This window comes from Cellulomonas sp. T2.31MG-18, from assembly GCF_964266755.1.
GTDB lineage: Bacteria > Actinomycetota > Actinomycetes > Actinomycetales > Cellulomonadaceae > Cellulomonas.
In genome coordinates this window covers 1,008,674-1,022,890 of sequence record NZ_CAXWGW010000001.1, presented here as the reverse complement: position 1 = coordinate 1,022,890, position 14,217 = coordinate 1,008,674, and the positions used below count along the sequence as shown (strand labels likewise).

Below are 14,217 nucleotides of genomic sequence, written 5' to 3'. Positions count from 1 at the left end.
ATTGGGTGCGGGTGTAACAGCGGAAATCTGTGGAGGGCTAGCCCCGAGCGGCGGTCTCGCCGGCGCTGACCGGTACGGAGGGCTGCTCGGAGGTTCCGGGCGCGACGATGTCGTTGCGCCGGTTGCGGAAGAGGGTGCCGATGATCGACGGCCGACCCTGGACCTTGTTGTAGACGTCGAACGCCACAGCGGCGAGCAGCACCAGGCCCTTGATGATCTGCGTGCGGTCCGAGCCGACACCCATCAGCTGAAGGCCGTTGTTCAGCACGGCCATCACAAGACCACCGATCATCGACCCGACGACGGTGCCGACACCGCCGGAGACCGCCGCACCACCGATGAACACGGCGGCGATCGCGTCGAGCTCCCAGCCGGTGCCGTCGAACGGGCCCGAGGCGGTGGAGCGACCGATGAACACGATGCCGGCCAGGGCCGAGAGCAGGGACATGTTCATCATCACGACGAAGTTGGTCCGCTTGATGTTCACGCCGGACAGGGCCGCTGCGGCCCGGTTGCCACCGACCGCGTACACGTGGCGACCGGTGATGGTCCGCGCCGAGATGAAGTGGTAGACGATCACCAGCACCACGAGGATGACGCCGGAGACCGGGAAGGACGTGCCGGGGCGGCCGGAGCCGAACAGCCAGGTCACGTAGCCGAGCAGCGCCACGATGAGCACGGTCCGGATGACCGACACCATGACCGGCATCTGGGCGCCGTTGAGCTTGGCGGCCTTGCTGCGCCGACGGAACTCCACCCAGACGGTGAACACGATCGCGAGCACGCCGAGCAGCAGCGTCGAGTTGTTCAGACCGGTGTTGGGGCCCCACTCGGGCAGGTAGCCCGCGCCGAGGTACTGGATCTGGTTGGGCACCGGGATGGTGTTCGACTTGCCGATGTACTGGTTGGCGCCGCGGAACAGCATCATGCCGGCCAGCGTGGTGATGAAGCCGGGGATGCCGACGTAGGCGACCCAGGCGCCTTGCCAGGCACCGATCAGGGCGCCGACCGCCAGACCGAGGAGCACCCCGAGCCACCACGGGATGCCCCAGTCGCGGATCGCGAGCGCCACCACGATGCCCACGACCGCCGCGACCGACCCGACCGACAGGTCGATGTGCCCGGCGATGATCACCAGCACCATGCCGATGGCCAGGATCAGCACGTAGGCGTTGCCGTTGATGATGTTCTGGGCGTTGGTCGACGTGAGGACCTTGCCACCCGTCGTGAACTGGAAGATCGCGATCAGCGCCGCGAGCGCGAACACCATTCCGAACTGGCGCGCGCCGCCGCTGAACAGCTGCTTGAGAGACTTCATCGTCGAGATTCCTTCGTGCCGGTAGGGCTTCAGTGGGTGGCGGCCGAAGCCGCGCCGGTCATGAGGCGCATGAGGGACTCCTGCGTGGCATCCGCCCGGTCGACGACGCCGGTGATGGCGCCCTCGAAGATCGTGTAGATGCGGTCGCAGAGGCCGAGCAGCTCAGGCAGCTCGGACGAGATGACGACCACGCCCTTGCCTGCGTCGGCGAGGCGGTTGATCAGACCGTAGATCTCGAACTTCGCACCGACGTCGATGCCTCGGGTCGGCTCGTCCAGGATCAGCAGGTCCGGCTCCGGGAACATCCACTTGCCGAGCAGCACCTTCTGCTGGTTGCCGCCGGAGAGCTTGACCACACCCTCGGTCACCGAGTTCGCCTTGACGTTCAGCGCCTTGCGGTACCGCTCCGCGGCCAGGAACGCCGCGTCCGAGTCGATCACCGAGCGCTTGGAGATGCGCCGCAGGTCCGCCGCCACGACGGTGTCCTGGATCGTGTCGAGCAGGTTGAGTCCGAGCGCCTTGCGGTCCTCCGGGACGTAGGCGACCTTGTGGTCGATCGCCTGCTGCACCGTGTGGATCGTCACGGGCCGCCCCTCGATGAAGATCTGACCACCGAGGTAGCGCCCGTAGGAACGGCCGAACAGCGACCGAGCGAGCTCGGTGCGGCCGGCGCCCATGATGCCGGCGAAGCCGACGATCTCGCCGCGACGGACATGGAAGTTCGAGCCCTTGCAGACCAGCCGCCCCGGCACCTGCGGGTGCTCGACCGTCCAGTCGCGCACCTCGAAGAACGTGGAGCCGATGTTCGGCGTGTGCTCCGGGAACCGCGCCTCGAGGGACCGACCGACCATCCCGCGGATGATCCGGTCCTCGTCGACGCCACCGGCGCCGACGTCCAGCGTCTCGACCGACTTGCCGTCACGGATGATCGTGATCGAGTCGGCGATCGCCGCGATCTCGTTGAGCTTGTGGGAGATCATGATGCTGGTCAGCCCGCGGGAACGCAGGCCGCGCAGCAGGTCCAGCAGGTGCGCCGAGTCGTCCTCGTTCAGTGCCGACGTCGGCTCGTCGAGGATGAGCAGCTTCACGTTCTTGGAGAGCGCCTTGGCGATCTCGACGAGCTGCTGCTTGCCCACGCCGATGTTCTTGATCACCTCGTCGGGTGACTCGTCCAGGCCGACGCGCGCCAGCAGGTCGACCGCGCGGCGACGGGCCTCGGCCCAGTCGATGCCGAGCGAGCCCTTGACCTCGTTGCCCAGGAAGATGTTCTCGGTGATCGAGAGCTCGGGGATGAGCGCGAGCTCCTGGTGGATGATCACGATCCCGGCGTGCTCGCTGGACTTGATGTCCTTGAAGCGGACCTCTTCGCCGAGGTAGTTGATCTCACCCTCGTAGGTGCCGTAGGGGTACACCCCCGAGAGCACCTTCATCAGAGTCGACTTGCCCGCACCGTTCTCCCCGCAGATCGCGTGGATCTCCCCGGCACGAACCTGCATGCTCACCCGGTCCAGGGCCCGGACCCCCGGGAACACCTTGGTGATCGACCGCATCTCCAGGATGACTGGGCCGTCCGTCATTTCACGCTCCTCGTGCCACACTGCACACCGCGACCCCGCGGGTCCGGACAGACACTAGGCAGGGCACCCCATCGCGTCAACTCATGAACGCAAGGCCGTGTCCGTACCCTCACCGCATCGTGACCTCGCCGTGACATTGGCATCCGTTGCCATCGGCTCGCCCCGACTCCGCCCGAGTCTTCACGTCCGGATCCGCCCGACTTCACGCAGCACAGGGGACGACTCGCTTCTTGTCATCACTTCTTGAACGCTAGGGACAGCCCCGGGAAGTTCACCCGCCGCGGCCTCGGTGCGGCACCATCTGGGTCATGCGTCTGGAGATCCGCGTGCGCCCTGGCTCGTCCCGGGCGGGCGTCGGAGGCGAGCACGCGGGTCGGCTCGTGGTGGCCGTGCACGAGCGCGCGGTCGACGGCAAGGCGACGGATGCCGCCCTCGGCGCCGTCGCCGACGCCCTGGGCGTCCCCACCCGCAGGGTGCGCCTGGTGCGCGGGGCCACGAGCCGCGACAAGCTCGTGGAGGTCGAGACCCACGACACGCAGGAGGAGGCCGACCTGCTCGAGCTCGTCGACCGGCTGCGGTCGGCTCGCTGACCGTTCAGCCCTGGGGGGACGGCCTGCGGCTAGATGACGGAGCGCAGGTGAGACACCGGCCGGTTCGACGAGGCACCGGTGATCGCGGCGATGATCGCCTCGTAGCTGGTGCTCGCCGTGTCGAACGAGCCGTTGTTGCGCCCGTGGCGCAGGACCTCGATGCGGTCCGACACCGAACGGACGTCGGTCATGTTGTGGCTGATCAGCACGACGCCGAGGCCGAGGTCGCGCAGCCTCTCGATGTGCGTCAGCACCTCGGCGGTCTGCGCGACGGACAGCGCCGCGGTCGGCTCGTCGAGCACGACGAGCCGGGGCTGCCCGACCAGCGTCCGCGCGATGGCCACGGCCTGGCGCTGGCCGCCCGACAGCGTGCGCAGCGGCGAGTGCACCGACGGGATGCCTGCGGTGATCTGCTGCAGGATGCGCCGCGCCGTCTGCTCCATGCGCTCCTCGGCCAGCCAGCCGCCGGACGCGCGCACCTCCTGGCCCAGGAAGATGTTGGCCGTCACGTCGAGGTTCTCGCACAGCGCGAGGTCCTGGAACACGGTCGCGATCCCGAGCTCGCGGGCCGCCTTGGCGGACGTGATGCTGGCCGGCTCGCCGTCGAGCTCGACCAGGCCGGCGTCGGGACGCAGCACACCGGCGATGATCTTCGCCAGGGTCGACTTGCCCGCACCGTTGTCGCCGACGAGCGCGACGACCTCGTGCGCGTGCACCTCGAAGTCGACGCCGATCAGCGCCTCGACGGCACCGAACCGCTTGGTCACTCCCTGCATCGACAGCAGGGGTGGGCGGATGTCGGGCGTCGTCGCCGTCATGCTCTCCTGCTCCTCGTCGGTCATACGTCCCGTCAGTGAATCGGTGCGGACGTCCACAGTCAACCAACCCCCCAGCGTCCGACCGGCTCGTCCTCGACCGCCCTCACCAACAGATCGGTCGACGACAGCACGAGCAGGAGGGCACCCATCACCTCGGCGTTGGCGCCGAGGTCGGCGGGCACCACCTCGAGGGGTGCGATCTGGTTCAGCAGCACCCGGCGGCGGATCGCCTCGCGCATGGGTCCGAGCAGGATCTCCCCCGTCTCGGCCAGCTCGCCGCCCACCACGACGCACTGCGGGTTGACGGCCATGCCGAGGCCGGCGACGACGGCGCCGATGGTGGCACCGGCGTCGGCGACGATCTGGCGGCAGCCGGGGTCACCGCTCAGCGCCTGGGCGATCACGTCGCGGAGCGCCAACGTGCCGTGGCTCGCGCGCAGCGGGGCGAGCAGAGCCTGCGCGCCGACCACCGTGTTGAGGCACCCGCGGCTGCCGCACAGGCAGATGTCGCCGCCCGCGTCGACCTGCACGTGGCCGATCTCCCCCGCGGTGCCGGCGAACCCGCGGTGGACCTGGCCGCCGATGACGATGCCGCCACCGACGCCGTACGAGGCACGCACGTACACCGAGTCCTGGTAGCCGCGGGAGGCGCCGATGCGGCTCTCGGCCAGAGCGCCCAGGTTGGCGTCGTTGTCCACGAACACCGGTCGGTTCAGCCGCTTCGACATCACGTAGCCCACGGACACGTCGTCCCAGCCGCGCATGATGCCGGGGACGGAGATGGTGCCGGTGGCGACGTCGACCGGCGCCGGGAGGGCGATGCCGATGCCGAGCACCTCGTCCAGGGCGGACCCGACGCGCTCGAGCAGGTCGACGATCAGCAGGGCGGCACGGTCCAGGCTGGTGTCCGCACGGTGCTCGGGAGGCAGCGGCAGCGTCTGGTCCGCCAGCACCTCGTGGGAGGCGTCCGCCAGCGAGATGCGCAGGTGCCGCAGGCCGATGTGGACGCCGACAGCCACGCCGGTGCGGTGCGCGAGCGTGACCAGCTGGGCACGGCGACCGCTGCGCACCGTGGTGCGGACCTCGACGACGCCGGCGCCGAGCAGCTCCTTGACGATGTTGGACACCGTCGCCGCGGACAGGCCGGTGGTGCCGGCGAGCTCCACCTGGGTCAGGCCGCCGAAACGGCGGACGGCGTCGACGATCAGCGCGCGGTTCGCCCCTCGCAGGGCGGACTGCGACCCCGACATCGTCCTCGCCCTCCCGCCGCGCCGCGCCGCGCCGGAGGGGGCGCCGGTTGGTCGGCGCACCGGGCCTGCCCGGGCGGTTTCAGGGTGAATCAAACCACCGATGGTCAAGACCTCGCCCCGGCAGGCGCGGCGGCCGACCGGGGCGAGGTGGGGACGAGGACGGTGCGGATCAGACCAGGCCGAGGGCGCGGACCTGGGCCCGCTCCTCCTCCAGCTCGGCGACCGAGGCGGCCAGCCGCTCCCGCGAGAAGGCGTCGAGCCGCAGGTCAGGCACGATGGTGAAGCGTCCGTCGGCCGCCGTGACGGGGAACGAGGAGACCAGCCCCTCGGGGACGCCGTAGGAGCCGTCGGACACCACGCCGGCCGAGGTCCAGTCCCCCGCCGGGGTGCCGTGCACCCAGGTGTGGACGTGGTCGATCGCGGCGTTGGCGGCCGACGCCGCCGACGAGGCGCCGCGCGCCTCGATGATCGCCGCACCGCGCTTGGCCACCGTCGGGATGAACGTCTCGCGGACCCAGGTCTCGTCGCCGACCACCTCGGGAGCCGGGCGGCCGCCGATGGTCGCCTGGGTGATGTCCGGGTACTGGGTGGCGGAGTGGTTGCCCCAGATGGTCAGCCGAGCGACGTCCGACACGGCTGCACCGGTGCGGGCGGCGAGCTGCGCGACCGCGCGGTTGTGGTCCAGACGCGTCATCGCGGTGAAGCGGTCGGCCGGGACGTCGGGCGCGTGCTGCTGCGCGATGTACGCGTTGGTGTTCGCGGGGTTGCCGACGACGAGGACGCGCACGTCATCCGCCGCACCGGCGTTGATCGCGGCGCCCTGCGGTCCGAAGATCCCACCGTTCGCGGTGAGCAGGTCGCCGCGTTCCATGCCCGCGGTGCGCGGGCGGGCGCCGACGAGCAGCGCCACCTGGACGCCGTCGAACGCCGCCGTCGCGTCGTCGTGGATGTCCGTGCCCGCGAGCAGCGGGAACGCGCAGTCCTCCAGCTCGAGCGCGACGCCCTCGGCCGCCTTGACGGCCTGCGGGATCTCGAGCAGGTGCAGCCGGACGGGGGTGTCGGGGCCGAGCAGCTGGCCGGAGGCGATCCGGAACAGCAGCGCGTAGCCGATCTGGCCGGCCGCGCCGGTCACCGTCACGTGCACGGGGGTGGGTGCGGACACGTTCGTTCTCCTTCGAATCGATCGCGCGGCGGCCGGCCGCCGGGTGGTGCTGCTGGTGCCGGGCGCCTCAGGCGAGGCGAGCGGCGAGGTTCTCGTCGAGCTGGGCGAGGAACTCCTCGGTGGTCAGCCAGGGCTGCTTCGGCCCGACGAGCGAGGCGAGGTCCTTGGTCATCGCACCCGACTCGACGGTCTTGATGACGACGTCCTCGAGGGTCTCCGCGAAGCGCGTCACCTCGGGCGTGCCGTCGAGCGAGCCGCGGTGCTTGAGGCCACCGGTCCACGCGTAGATCGAGGCGATCGGGTTGGTGGACGTCGGCTTGCCGGCCTGGTGCTGGCGGTAGTGCCGCGTGACGGTGCCGTGGGCGGCCTCCGCCTCGACCGTCTTGCCGTCGGGCGTCATCAGCACGGAGGTCATCAGGCCGAGCGAGCCGAAGCCCTGCGCCACCGTGTCGGACTGCACGTCGCCGTCGTAGTTCTTGCAGGCCCAGACGTAGCCGCCCTCCCACTTCAGGGCCGAGGCGACCATGTCGTCGATCAGGCGGTGCTCGTAGGTGAGGCCGGCGGCGTCGAACTGCGCCTTGTACTCGGTCTCGAACACCTCGGCGAACAGGTCCTTGAACTGACCGTCGTACGCCTTGAGGATCGTGTTCTTGGTCGACAGGTACACCGGGTAGCCGCGCTGCAGGCCGTACGCGAAGGACGCGCGCGCGAAGTCCTTGATCGACTCGGTGAAGTTGTACATGCCCATCGCCACGCCCCCGGCCTCGGGGTAGACGACGACGTCGTGGCTGATCGGCGCGGAGCCGTCCGCCGGCGTGAACGTCATCGTCAGCGTGCCGGCGCCCGGGACGACGAAGTCGGTGGCGCGGTACTGGTCGCCGAAGGCGTGACGACCGATGACGATCGGCTTGGTCCAGCCCGGGACCAGGCGCGGGATGTTGCTGATGATGATCGGCTCGCGGAAGACGACGCCGCCGAGGATGTTGCGGATGGTCCCGTTGGGGCTCTTCCACATCTTCTTCAGGCCGAACTCCGCGACGCGGGCCTCGTCGGGCGTGATCGTCGCGCACTTGACGCCGACGCCGTGCTCGGCGATGGCGTGCGCCGCGTCGATGGTCACCTGGTCGTCCGTGGCGTCCCGGTGCTGGATCGACAGGTCGTAGTAGAGGAGGTCGACGTCGAGGTACGGGTGGATCAGGCGGTCCTTGATGAACTGCCAGATGATCCGGGTCATCTCGTCGCCGTCGAGCTCGACGACCGGACCGACGACGCTGATCTTCGCCATGATGCGGGCTCTCCTGTGGGCCGGGACCGGCACCGCTGGGTGCCGCGCGCCAGATTACTCGACATCGAGAGATCTCGCGGCGCGGGTCCCGGCGCCGGCCTCTGACGCGCCACAGCACCGGCTGGCATGCTGGGGGCCGATCCCCGATCTCCACCCGTACTCACGACAGGACGACCATGTCCCAGCAGAAGCCCGACCCCGCCGACATCACGGCCGCGACCGCGTCCGACGCACCCGTCGAGACCGAGGCCGTCCCGGCCGGCACCCACCCCGAGCCCGTGTCGGAGCCCGAGGAGCTGGCCGACGTCACCGCCGACGGCGAGCTGGTGCTCGACGAGGACGTCGAGACCTACGTCGAGGGGCCCTCGCTGGCCGCCAAGCTCGGCGCCGAGGCGCTCGGCACGTTCGTGCTGGTGTTCGCCGGCGTCGGCGTCGCCCTGTACTCCGCCTTCAGCGGCGTCGGCGGCACCCTGGCGGTCGCGCTGGCCTTCGGCATCGCCGTGCTGGCCGGCATCATCGCGTTCGGCCGGGTCTCCGGCGGGCACTTCAACCCCGCGGTGACCCTCGGTGCGGCGGTGGCCGGCCGCACCCGCTGGGCCGACGTGCTGCCCTACTGGCTGGCCCAGGTGGTCGGCGGCGCGCTCGGCGCGGCCGTGCTGTTCCTGACGGTGCCGAGCGGTCTGCCGCAGATCCTGGGGCACCAGACCGGCGGCGTCCGCGCCCTGTTCAGCACGGTCTCCACCGGCTACGGCATCCACTCCCCGCTGGCGCACGTGCTGGCGCAGAACCAGATCACGTCCGACGTCACGTTCGGCGTCGGCGCCGCGCTGCTGGCCGAGGCGGTCGGCACGGCCATCTTCGTCGCCGTGATCCTCGGCGCCACGGACCGTCGCGCCAACCTGCAGCACGTCCCGTTCGCGGTGGGTCTGACGCTGTCCGCCGTCATCCTGGTGCTGCTGCCGATCACCAACGCGTCGGTGAACCCGGCGCGGTCGCTCGCGACGGCGATCTTCTCCGAGGGCTGGGCGCTCAAGCAGGTCTGGCTGTTCTGGGTGGCTCCGCTGCTGGGTGCCGCCGTGTCCGGCCTGCTGTACCGGGCCTTCGCGCGCGAGCCGATCGAGGACGACCTGTTCGGCGAGGAGGACGAGGAAGAGATCCTCGTCGTGCAGTAAGGGACCTTCGCACCCCGTCGACGCCCGCCGTCTGCCTCCCGCTCCGGGAGCTCAGCCGGCGGGCGTCGCGCTGAGCAGGGTGCGCAGCGGCACATCCGGGTCCGCGGCGGCCGCGACGTCGACGCGCGGCAGCTCGGCACCGCCGAACGCACGCCGTGCGGGACCGACCTCCCGGTGCCGGTCGACGACCAGGACTGCGGTGACACGGTCGCCGGCGAGCCAGAGGACGCTCCAGCCGGTGGACGCCGTGGGGTCGCCGCGGACGACGACCTCGTCCGCGGCGCCGGGCTGGCCGAGCAGCACCACGTCGTGGCCCAGCTGGGTGGAGAACACCTCCGGCGCGGGGTCGTGGGTGGGTGGCTCGACGGTCGCGGCGACCGCGGTGCCGTCCGTCGCCACCAGGTGGCGCGCCAGGGCCTCGGGCCCGCGCAACGCCGCCTCCCAGTGGCCGCCGGGCACCCAGCCGTGCCTGGCTGACCGGCGCAAGGCCACGTCTCCGACCGCCCACAGGCCCGGGACCGGCTCCCGGCCGGCCAGGACCCGGTACCGCTCGTCCACCCGCACGGCGCCGGACGCGTCCCGAGGCACGGTGTCGCCGAGCCACCCGGTGGCGGGCCGAGCGCCCACCGCGGCGAGCACCGTGCCGGCCGTCAGCCGACGGCCGTCACCGAGCCGCACGCCACCGTCCTCCACCGCCGCGACCGGCGCCCGCGTGACCAGCTCGACGCCCGCGGCTGCGTACCAGGGCACCGTCAACGCCCCGACCCGGGCGCCCAGCGCGCCGCTCAGCGGAGCGGGTGCCGCCTCGACGACGGTCACGGGCGTGCCGGCCGCCGCCACCACACCGGCCACCTCGGCACCGATCCAGCCCGCGCCGATCACCACCAGCGGCCCACCGGCCGCGAGCGCGGCACGCAGCCGGTCGGCGTCGGCTGCGGTGTGCAGCGTGCGGGCAGAGGGCCAGGCCGGAGGGCGGACGGCATGGGCGCCCGTCGCGAGCACGACGTGGTCGGCGCGCACCGGGCCGGTGTCCGTGGCGACACCGGGCCGTCCGGGCTCGTCGAGCAGCAGGGCGCGCGCGGGTCGGTCCAGCTCGACGCGGTCGGCCAGGGCCGCGACGTCCACCCCGAGCTCGTCGGTCAGCCAGGCAGGTGCGGTGCGGTCGAGCAGGTGCTTGGACAGCGGCGGCCGGTCGTACGGCGGCACGCCCTCGGCACCGAGCACGTGGATGTGGCCGTCGAACCCGGCGGTGCGCAGCTCGGCCACGGTGCGCGTGGCGGCCAGCCCGGCGCCGACCACCAGGACGTCACGGGCGGCCGGGTTGCTGCGCACCGGGCCACGGTAGTCTGCCGAGAGGGAGGCACGGATGGGCGCTGAGCATGCGGTCGGTCGTGCGCCGACGGGCGCACCGACCTCCGGTGGCGCACCCCGCACCCCGTCCGCCACCGCGTCCACATGGCCCCGGATCGACGCAGGGGGCACCTCGATGAGCACCCCCGGCGCGGTGCCACCGACGGCTGCGTCCTCGCCGTCGCCTGCAACCGGAGCCGTCCCGCTGGTCGCCCGGCGCCGGCCTCGCCTGCCCCGTTCGGTCCTGCTGGTGGTGCTCGGGGTCGTCCTCGTGGTGGTCGCCGCCCTGCTGCTCGGCACCCGCGCGGCGGCGGGTCTGCTCGCGCTGCAGCTGCTGGTGTGCGCCGTCGTGCGGGCCGTCCGCCCGGCCCCCGGACCGAACGCGTTGGCCGTGCGCTCACGCGCTCTCGACGTGCTGACCCTGACTGCGTTCGCCCTGGTCCTCGGCGTGCTGGCGGCGATCGTCCCCAGCGCGCGCTGACGGCTGCCGCGACAGCTGCGGCAGGCACCGTCACGGGACGGGCTCGTCCGGGACCGCCGTCTGCACGGTCCCGGACGGTGCCCGTCAGTGGGCGAAGTGCCGCGTCCCCGTCAGGTACAGGGTGACGCCGGCCGCCGTCGCCGCCTCGATCACCTCGGGGTCACGCACGGAGCCGCCCGGCTGCACGACGGCGCGCACCCCGGCGTCCAGCAGCACCTGGAGGCCGTCGGCGAACGGGAAGAAGGCGTCCGACGCGGCGACCGAACCGCGCGCCCGCGCCTGACCGTCCGCGTCGGCACGCTCGACGGCCAGCCGGCACGAGTCCACGCGGTTGACCTGCCCCATCCCGACCCCGACCGAGGCGCCGTCGGCGGCGAGCAGGATCGCGTTCGACTTCACCGCCCGGACGGCGCGCCAGGCGAACGCGAGGTCGGCCAGCGTGGCGGCGTCGGCGGCGTCGCCCGCGGCGAGCGTCCACGTGGTCGGGTCGTCGCCCGCGGCGTCGATCCGGTCCGCCTGCTGCACGAGCAGGCCACCGCTGATCGAGCGCTGCTCGAGGCGGGCGGCCGGCGGGGTGTCCACGACCAGGAGGCGCACGTTCTTCTTCTGGGACAGCAGCTCGAGGGCGTCGTCGTCGAAGGCCGGCGCCAGCACCACCTCGGTGAACACCGGCGCGATCTGCTGAGCCGCCGCCAGGGTGATCGGCACGTTCGCGGCGATCACACCGCCGAACGCCGACACCGGGTCGCACGCGTGGGCCTTGGCGTGGGCGTCCGCCACGTCGGTGCCGACGGCGATGCCGCACGGGTTGGCGTGCTTGATGATCGCGACGGTGGGCTGGTCGCCGTGGTCGTGCGCCGCACGCCAGGCCGCGTCGGCGTCGACGTAGTTGTTGTAGCTCATCGCCTTGCCGTGCAGCTGGGTCGCCTGGGCCAGCCCCCGCGCACCGTCGCCGGCGGTGTACAGCGCCGCGGCCTGGTGCGGGTTCTCGCCGTACCGGAGCACCGCCGAGCGCGTCCACGTGCCGCCGACCCATGCCGGGAAGCCGGTGTGCTGACCCTCGACCTCGTCGGTGCTGGTGGCGACGTTGCCCATCCAGGAGGCGACCGCCACGTCGTAGGTGGCGGTGTGCACGAACGCCTCCGCGGCGAGCCGGGTGCGCTGCGCCAGCGTGAAACCGCCGGCCGCGACGGCCTCGACCACCGCGGGGTAGCCGGACGGGTCGACGACGACGGCGACGCTCGGGTGGTTCTTCGCGGCGGCCCGGACCATCGAGGGGCCGCCGATGTCGATCTGCTCGACGCACTCGTCGACGGACGCGCCCGAGGCGACGGTCGCGGTGAACGGGTACAGGTTGACGACCACCAGCTCGAACGGGGCCACGCCGAGGTCCTCGAGCTGGGCCAGGTGCTCCGGGCGGCGGGTGTCGGCGAGGATCCCGGCGTGCACCCGCGGGTGCAGGGTCTTGACGCGGCCGTCGAGGCACTCGGGGAAGCCCGTCAGCTCCTCGACGCGGGTGACCGGGACGCCGGCGCCGGCGATCGTCGCGGCCGTCGAGCCGGTGGACACCAGCTCGACCCCGGCCGCGTGCAGTGCGGTGGCGAGCTCGACGAGGCCCGTCTTGTCGTAGACGGAGACGAGCGCACGGCGGACGGGGCGGCGACCGTCGCCGGTCGGGGTTGCGGGGGTGGACTGGCTGGGCTGCTGGGACATCGAGCACTCTCCCGGGTCAGGGCGCCGCGGTCACGGCGCGGGGCGGACCCGGGCACCCAGGCGGACGGTGCACGGACGACGGTGGTGCGGCCGCTCCCCGGTGGTGATCCACCTCGGTTCGCCAGTCACGGCCGAGGCCATGCTATCCGGCGACCGGGGCACCGCCGAGCCGCACGTGACGGCCCTCGACGCTGACTCCCTCCCGGACCACCCGCCCGACGACGTCGACCAGCAGCTCCCGCTCGACGGTCTTGATGCGCTCGTGCAGCGTCGCCTCGTCGTCCCCCTCGAGCACCGGCACCGCCGACTGCGCGACGATCGGGCCCGAGTCGACGCCCTCGTCGACCACGATCACCGAGCAGCCGCTGACCTTGACGCCGTGCGCGAGGGCGTCCCGGACCGCGTGCGCACCGGGGAAGGCCGGCAGCAGCGCGGGGTGCGTGTTGAGCGTCCGGCCACCGTGCTCGGCCAGGAACGCCTGGCCGACCAGCCGCATGAACCCGGCGAGGACCACCAGGTCCGGGGTGAACACCCGGACCGTCTCGGCGAGGGCGCGGTCCCACGCCGCACGGTCCGCGAAGTCCGCCGGGGCCACCACGGCCGTGGCCACCCCGGCCTCCCGCGCGCGCTCGAGCGCCCTGACGCCGTGCCGGTCGGAGACGACGGCGACGACGCGCGCGCCGTACGCCGGGTCGGAGTGCGCGGCCAGCAGGGCGTCGAGCGTCGAGCCGGTGCCGGAGACCAGCACGACGACGCGCCCCGCGGTGCGGGTGGACGGTGCGGGCGGGGTCGGGCCGGGAGGGGTGGGGCCGGGAGCGGCGGTCACGGGGGAACCCTAACCGGGCGCCGACGGACGCCCGACGTCCCCGTCGACGGCCCGGGGGACAATGAGGTGTGAGCAACCCGTACGCCCCGCCGGACGACCGGCCCCGCGGCGACGAGGCGCCGGCCGACCGCGGCGCTCCCGACGGGCGGCACGGCGTGACCGGTCCCGGGCACGGCCCGTCCAGCGGACCGTTCCATGGTCCGGACGGGCAGGCACCGGCACCCTGGCCGGGTGTCCGTCCCGCCGACCGGCCTGGCGTCGGGCACGGTCCCGGTCAGCAGGAGGTGCCGCCGCCGGTCAGCCCCGCGCAGCTGTCGCGGATCGCCGCGGGCATGCGCTTCGGCGCCGCCCTGGTGCTCGCGGCGCTCCTGGTCCAGCTGCTGCCGCTGCCCTGGGGGCTGCTCGCGCTGCCGTTCGCGCTGCTCGGCACGGGCGTGGTGGGACGGACCATGCTGCTGATGTCCCGGGCACGGGTGCGGGGGCCTGCCTCGGTGCTGACCACCCTGCTGCTGGTGGTGGGCGTCGGCAGCGTGGCGGTCTCGCTGATGCTGGCCGCCTACTGGGCCGCCGGTGCCGAGTCGTACCGGTGCGAGCAGTCGGCGCTCACCGTGCAGGCCCACTACTCGTGCGCGGCGCTCCTGCCGCAGCAGGGGTCGGTGCACCTCCCCTGACGGC

13 protein-coding genes and 1 riboswitch are annotated in these 14,217 nt (G+C 72.5%); of the genes, 4 read left to right on the top strand and 9 right to left on the bottom strand.

Annotated elements, in window-relative coordinates; all coding sequences use genetic code 11:
• Nucleotides 1-37: 37 nt before the first annotated feature.
• Together mmsB and mmsA are read right to left on the bottom strand one after the other, a co-directional pair.
• On the bottom strand, nt 38-1,318 hold the full coding sequence (mmsB, locus tag ACFQTY_RS04785) for a multiple monosaccharide ABC transporter permease (protein ID WP_378097935.1): 1,281 nt from the start codon (nt 1,316-1,318) through the stop codon (nt 38-40).
• 29 nt (nt 1,319-1,347) lie between these two features.
• Nucleotides 1,348-2,895, bottom strand: coding sequence for a multiple monosaccharide ABC transporter ATP-binding protein (mmsA, locus tag ACFQTY_RS04780; RefSeq protein WP_378097932.1), 1,548 nt, complete (start codon nt 2,893-2,895; stop codon nt 1,348-1,350).
• 308 nt (nt 2,896-3,203) lie between these two features.
• Here mmsA and ACFQTY_RS04775 point away from each other — a divergent pair, with 308 nt between their 5' ends.
• On the top strand, nt 3,204-3,485 hold the full coding sequence (locus tag ACFQTY_RS04775; RefSeq protein ID WP_378097929.1) for a DUF167 domain-containing protein: 282 nt from the start codon (nt 3,204-3,206) through the stop codon (nt 3,483-3,485).
• A 29-nt stretch (nt 3,486-3,514) separates the two neighbouring features.
• Here the strand turns inward: ACFQTY_RS04775 and ACFQTY_RS04770 are convergent, their stop codons facing one another.
• The 4 genes from ACFQTY_RS04770 to ACFQTY_RS04755 form a co-directional block, all read right to left on the bottom strand.
• Complete coding sequence (locus tag ACFQTY_RS04770; RefSeq protein WP_378097925.1) at nt 3,515-4,303, bottom strand: ATP-binding cassette domain-containing protein; 789 nt, start codon at nt 4,301-4,303, stop codon at nt 3,515-3,517.
• Between the two features lie 59 nt (nt 4,304-4,362).
• Nucleotides 4,363-5,553, bottom strand: a complete 1,191-nt coding sequence (locus ACFQTY_RS04765) for an ROK family transcriptional regulator (RefSeq protein ID WP_337973426.1) — start codon at nt 5,551-5,553, stop codon at nt 4,363-4,365.
• A gap of 169 nt (nt 5,554-5,722) precedes the next feature.
• The gene (locus tag ACFQTY_RS04760) at nt 5,723-6,715 is read right to left on the bottom strand and encodes a malate dehydrogenase (RefSeq protein WP_378097921.1); all 993 of its coding nucleotides are present in this window, start codon (nt 6,713-6,715) and stop codon (nt 5,723-5,725) included.
• Nucleotides 6,716-6,782: 67 nt separating this feature from the next.
• Nucleotides 6,783-8,000 carry an NADP-dependent isocitrate dehydrogenase gene (locus ACFQTY_RS04755; protein ID WP_378097918.1) on the bottom strand — a complete coding sequence of 406 codons (1,218 nt, stop codon included), beginning with the start codon at nt 7,998-8,000 and terminating at the stop codon, nt 6,783-6,785.
• A gap of 176 nt (nt 8,001-8,176) precedes the next feature.
• Between ACFQTY_RS04755 and ACFQTY_RS04750 the strand changes: the two genes are divergently transcribed.
• Nucleotides 8,177-9,172 carry an aquaporin gene (locus tag ACFQTY_RS04750; protein ID WP_378097915.1) on the top strand — a complete coding sequence of 332 codons (996 nt, stop codon included), beginning with the start codon at nt 8,177-8,179 and terminating at the stop codon, nt 9,170-9,172.
• Between the two features lie 51 nt (nt 9,173-9,223).
• Here ACFQTY_RS04750 and ACFQTY_RS04745 read toward each other — a convergent pair whose 3' ends face one another.
• A complete protein-coding gene (locus tag ACFQTY_RS04745) occupies nt 9,224-10,504 on the bottom strand; it encodes an NAD(P)/FAD-dependent oxidoreductase (RefSeq protein ID WP_378097912.1) in 1,281 nt (426 codons plus the stop codon).
• A gap of 154 nt (nt 10,505-10,658) precedes the next feature.
• Between ACFQTY_RS04745 and ACFQTY_RS04740 the strand changes: the two genes are divergently transcribed.
• Entirely contained in the window at nt 10,659-11,003 is a 345-nt protein-coding gene (locus ACFQTY_RS04740; protein ID WP_378097909.1) for a DUF3017 domain-containing protein, read from the top strand.
• An 84-nt stretch (nt 11,004-11,087) separates the two neighbouring features.
• Here the strand turns inward: ACFQTY_RS04740 and purH are convergent, their stop codons facing one another.
• Together purH and purN are read right to left on the bottom strand one after the other, a co-directional pair.
• Complete coding sequence (gene purH, locus ACFQTY_RS04735; RefSeq protein WP_378097906.1) at nt 11,088-12,716, bottom strand: bifunctional phosphoribosylaminoimidazolecarboxamide formyltransferase/IMP cyclohydrolase; 1,629 nt, start codon at nt 12,714-12,716, stop codon at nt 11,088-11,090.
• A 47-nt stretch (nt 12,717-12,763) separates the two neighbouring features.
• A riboswitch (ZMP/ZTP riboswitch) is annotated at nt 12,764-12,855 on the bottom strand.
• Nucleotides 12,856-12,858: 3 nt separating this feature from the next.
• Complete coding sequence (gene purN, locus ACFQTY_RS04730; RefSeq protein WP_378097903.1) at nt 12,859-13,542, bottom strand: phosphoribosylglycinamide formyltransferase; 684 nt, start codon at nt 13,540-13,542, stop codon at nt 12,859-12,861.
• Between the two features lie 68 nt (nt 13,543-13,610).
• Between purN and ACFQTY_RS04725 the strand changes: the two genes are divergently transcribed.
• Complete coding sequence (locus ACFQTY_RS04725) at nt 13,611-14,213, top strand: hypothetical protein (protein WP_378097900.1); 603 nt, start codon at nt 13,611-13,613, stop codon at nt 14,211-14,213.
• The last annotated feature ends 4 nt before the right edge of the window (nt 14,214-14,217 follow it).